This window comes from Kitasatospora sp. NPDC059577, assembly GCF_042735475.1.
GTDB lineage: Bacteria > Actinomycetota > Actinomycetes > Streptomycetales > Streptomycetaceae > Kitasatospora.
In genome coordinates this window covers 16,158-20,265 of the sequence record NZ_JBHWBZ010000045.1, presented here as the reverse complement: position 1 = coordinate 20,265, position 4,108 = coordinate 16,158, and the positions used below count along the sequence as shown (strand labels likewise).

Genomic DNA, 4,108 nt, shown 5'->3' with positions numbered 1-4,108 from the left:
TGTTGGGGCGCGCGGGGGCGGGGGGCGCGCGTGAGATCTGTGGGGGGGGGTGGGGGGGGGGGGGGGGGGGGGGGGCGTGGGGGGGGGGGGGGGGGGCCCGGCGGGGGGGGGCCCCCCGGGTGGTCGCGCCGCTCATGCGAGCGCCTTGAGGGTGTCGAGGCCGGCGTCGAGGAACTGCGGCCATTCGCCGCCCTCCTGCCGGCTGCGAGGGCCGACGACGCCGGTGAGGTACTTGGTGAGGATGGCCGAGTCCTCGGGGGTGCGGCGGGCGAGCGAGGCGACCAGGGAGGAGCCGAGGGCGCGGGCGGTGAGCGTGCGGTCGCCGAAGAAGTCGCTGTGCAGGACGGCGTCCTCCAGCACGCCGATCTGTTCGGCGGTGGAGAGCGCGGACTCCAGCCGCTCGTCGTCGCTGCCCGCCGTCGCGGCGACGTCGCGCAGGTCTCCGAAGCTGCGCAGGAGTACGTCCAGGAGGCTGGGCGGCACGTCCAGCTGCAGGTCGTGGCGGCGCAGCAGTTCCTCGGTGCGGAAGCGGACGATCTCCGCCTCGCTGGCCTTGTCGGTGACGACCGGGATCTGCACGAAGTTGAAGCGCCGCTTGAGCGCGGAGGAGAGGTCGTTGACGCCGCGGTCGCGGCTGTTGGCGGTGGCGATGACCGCGAAGCCGGGCTTGGCGAAGACGATGCCGTCCTCGCCGCCGAGTTCGGGCACCGAGACGTACTTCTCGGACAGGATGGAGATCAGGGCGTCCTGGACGTCGCTGGTGGAGCGGGTGAGTTCCTCGAAGCGGCCGATGGTGCCGGTCTCCATCGCCGTCATGATCGGGGAGGGGATCATCGACTCCCGGGACTGGCCCTTGGCGATCACCATGGACACGTTCCAGGAGTACTTGATGTGGTCCTCGGTGGTGCCGGCGGTGCCCTGGACGACCTGGGTCGAGTTGCGGCAGACGGCGGCGGCCAGCAGTTCGGCGAGCCAGCTCTTGCCGGTGCCGGGGTCGCCGATGAGCAGGAGACCGCGGTCGGAGGCGAGGGTGACGATCGCGCGTTCGACGACGCCGCGGTCGCCGAACCACTTCTGGGCGATCTCGCGGTCCGGGCCGTCGGACGAGTCGGAGCCGAGGACGAAGGTGCGGATCATCTTCGGGGACAGCCGCCAGGTGGACGGCTTCGGGTCGGTGTCGACCGACTCCAGGTAGTCCAGTTCGTCGGCGTACTTGGTCTCGGCGGGAGCGCGGAGCATGTCGGACATCGGGCGGGCGCCTTTCTGCGGCGGGGTCAGGGGAGGTGTGCGTCGGCGCGCGGGGCGCCGGGTCAGGTGAGGAAGGTCTTGAGCTCGTGGACGAGCTTGCCGATGTGGCCGGAGAGCACCGGGGTGCCCTGGTCCTTGAAGCGTTCGCGGAACCACGGGTTGACGCTGCCGCGGCCCGAGCTGGTGACCGAGCCGACCGGGATGAACTTCGCCCCGGAGCGGTGCACGGCGGCCATCTGCTCGAACAGCTCGTCGCACTTCCACTCGTAGAAGTCGGATATCCATACGACGACGGTGTTGACCGGTTCGGCGATCTTGGGCCGGGCGAGCGCCATGGCGACGGTGCCGTCGGTGCCGCCGCCGAGCTGGGTGCGCAGCAGGGTCTCGAACGGGTCGTGGACCCAGGGGGTGAGGTCGACGGCGCGGGTGTCGTACGCCACCAGGTGGACGTCCACCTTGGGCAGGCCGGCGAAGATCGAGGCGAGGATGGTGCAGTTGACCATGGAGTCGACCATCGAGCCGGACTGGTCCACCACCACGATCAGCCGCTGGGGCGTGGTCTTGCGGGCGGTCCGCTTGTAGTGGAGCTGGTCGACGTACAGCCGCTCGTCGTCCGGGTTCCAGTTGGGCAGGTTCTTCCAGACCGTGCGCTTCAGGTCGAGGTTGCGGTAGACCCGCTTCGGCGGCACGGAGCGGTCGATCTCCCCGACCGTGGCCTTCTCGACCTGGGTGCGCAGCACCTCGGCGACCTCGTCGACGAAGCGGCGGATCAGCTTCTTGGCGTTGGCGAGCGCCACACCGTCGAGATTGCCCTTGTCGTGCAGCAACTGCTCGATCAGGGACATGCTCGGGGTGAGCCGGGAGGCGAGCTTGTGGTCGGCGAGGACCTCCCGCAGGCGCATCCGCTTGACCAGGTCGGCTTCGAGGCCGGCGAGTTCCGGGCCGATCACGGGGAGGAGCGTGGACAGGTCCGGGTTCCCCGAGCCCGTGCCGACGCCCGTCCCGGTGGACGCGGCGCCCGCGCCGGTGCGGCGGCCGGCGCGCAGCTCGCCCGGCTGGCAGCCGAGCGCGCGCTCCAGCCACGCGGCGTCGGACTGCCAGCGGGACAGCTGACCCGCGCTCACCGCGCCGGAGCCGGTGGCGAAGGTGTTGAGGAGCACCTTGGAGTACAGGGCCGCGCGCCGGACCTCGGCGGCGCGGTCACGGCCGGCCGGGTCGGCCGGGTCGGTGTCCGGCGTCATCAGGCCCTCGATCTCCGCGGCCAGCCGGGGATGGCGCTGGACGAGGGAGTCGACGGAGACGCGCGGGTCCAACAGGCCCGCGGGCAGACCGATGTCCTCGACGACGGCCAGGCCGGCCGTCTCCAGGGCGGGCTGCTCCGCGGGGTCGAACAGGCGGGCCAGGAGGTGCCAGTACAGCACCTGACGGCGGTTCTCGGCGGAGTCCGCGGTGGGTGGGCTGCTGAGCCCCGACAGGGGGGTGCCGTGGGGATCCGGGATGGGTGCGCCGTCGGGATCCGGAACGGGGGTGCCCTCGGGCGCCGGGGTGGGTGCGGTCATCGGTTCGGTCACTTCCGCAGCAGCTTCCCGGCGCGTTCGCGCAGCACGGCCACGGTGTCGGTGGCGGCCGCCTCGGCCTTGGCGCCGGCCTTGTCGGTGGTCCCGCCCGCCCACGCGCCGGCGTGCACGCCCACCGTCCGGCGCTTGACCGTGCTTTCCACGGCGAGCGGCTGGAGGGCGAAGGCCCCGGCGTCCCAGCGCAGCAGGCCGATGCACGCGGTGGACGCGGCCACGGCCTGGGGCGTGAGCGGCGAGGCCGCCGGGATCCGGCCGGTGTCGACGGTCAGCGGGTGGCCGGCCAGGGTGAACGTCAGCACGCCGTCGTCCTCGTGGGCGGTGTAGCCCTCCACGAGGACGGGTGCGGCCAGCCGGACGGGGTGCCGCTCCAGTGGCGCGAGCGGCGCGTCGAGGGCGGTGGGCAGGACGGCTCGGGCGGTCGCGAACGGGTCGGCCGGGGCTGCGGGTTGCGCGCACTCGTCACGCCACAGCAGGTCGCCCTCGGCGGTGACCGGCAGGTCCGTCACCGTCATCGCGCGGCCGTCGCCGGCCGCGGCGAGGAGGGACAGCCGCGGCCGGAGCAGCTGCCAGATCCCGGCGCCGACGACGCTGTCCGGCTTCGGGGCCGACACGGAGGCCCGGACCAGTCGCGGCGCGGAGCCGTCGGCGGGCTCCAACACCGCGAGCACCTGGGCCTGCGCGGCGGTCGCGTGCTCCTGCAGGTCGACGCCGAGCGGCAGCAGTCGGCCGGTGACCGTCCCGGTGCTCGGCGCGGCGGTCATGCCGGGGTGCGTCAGGAGCAGGGCCCGCGACCACAGGTCCGCCCACCGGCGCACCGGCACGCGTTCCAGACCGGCCCCGGGACAGCAGGCGGCGAGTTCACCGGCGAACCCGTCGAGCAGGACCGCCAGTCGGCGCAGGTCCGGATCCGGGAGCATCGCGGTGACGACCTGCGCCGAGCCGGCCACCAGGTCGTGGTCCATGCCGTGCCAGCCCGCGCGGGCCAGGTCGGCGAGCCAGGCCCGGGCCGCGGACAGCAGGTTCGGTGTGTCCTGGGTGGCGGGGGCGGGGGCGGTCCACGCGGCGGTGGTGCGGCCGGTCGCCTCGGCGACGACCTGCCGGAGCGCGTCGTGCGCGGCGCCGAGCAGCGCGGTACGGGCCGCGGCCAGGGCGAGCAGGTGCTCCTCGTCCGCGGCACCGGGGGGGGGCGGGGGGGGGGCGGCGCGCCCGGGGGGGGGGGGGGCGGGGGGGGGGCGCCCCGCCCCCCCCCCGCCGCCCCCCCCCCCCCCGCGCGGGGGGGCGCC

2 protein-coding genes and 1 pseudogene are annotated in these 4,108 nt (G+C 74.3%); all 3 read right to left on the bottom strand.

What is annotated here, in order from left to right; translation table 11 throughout:
- Positions 1 to 132: 132 nt before the first annotated feature.
- Positions 133 to 1,248, bottom strand: coding sequence for an AAA family ATPase (locus tag ACFV0O_RS28400; protein ID WP_380346515.1), 1,116 nt, complete (start codon positions 1,246 to 1,248; stop codon positions 133 to 135).
- A gap of 62 nt (positions 1,249 to 1,310) precedes the next feature.
- Positions 1,311 to 2,819 carry a VWA domain-containing protein gene (locus tag ACFV0O_RS28395; RefSeq protein WP_380346514.1) on the bottom strand — a complete coding sequence of 503 codons (1,509 nt, stop codon included), beginning with the start codon at positions 2,817 to 2,819 and terminating at the stop codon, positions 1,311 to 1,313.
- Positions 2,816 to 4,003, bottom strand: a pseudogene (locus tag ACFV0O_RS28390) (hypothetical protein); the annotation flags it as partial. The pseudogene ACFV0O_RS28390 and the gene ACFV0O_RS28395, both read right to left, overlap by 4 nt.
- Positions 4,004 to 4,108 lie beyond the last annotated feature (105 nt).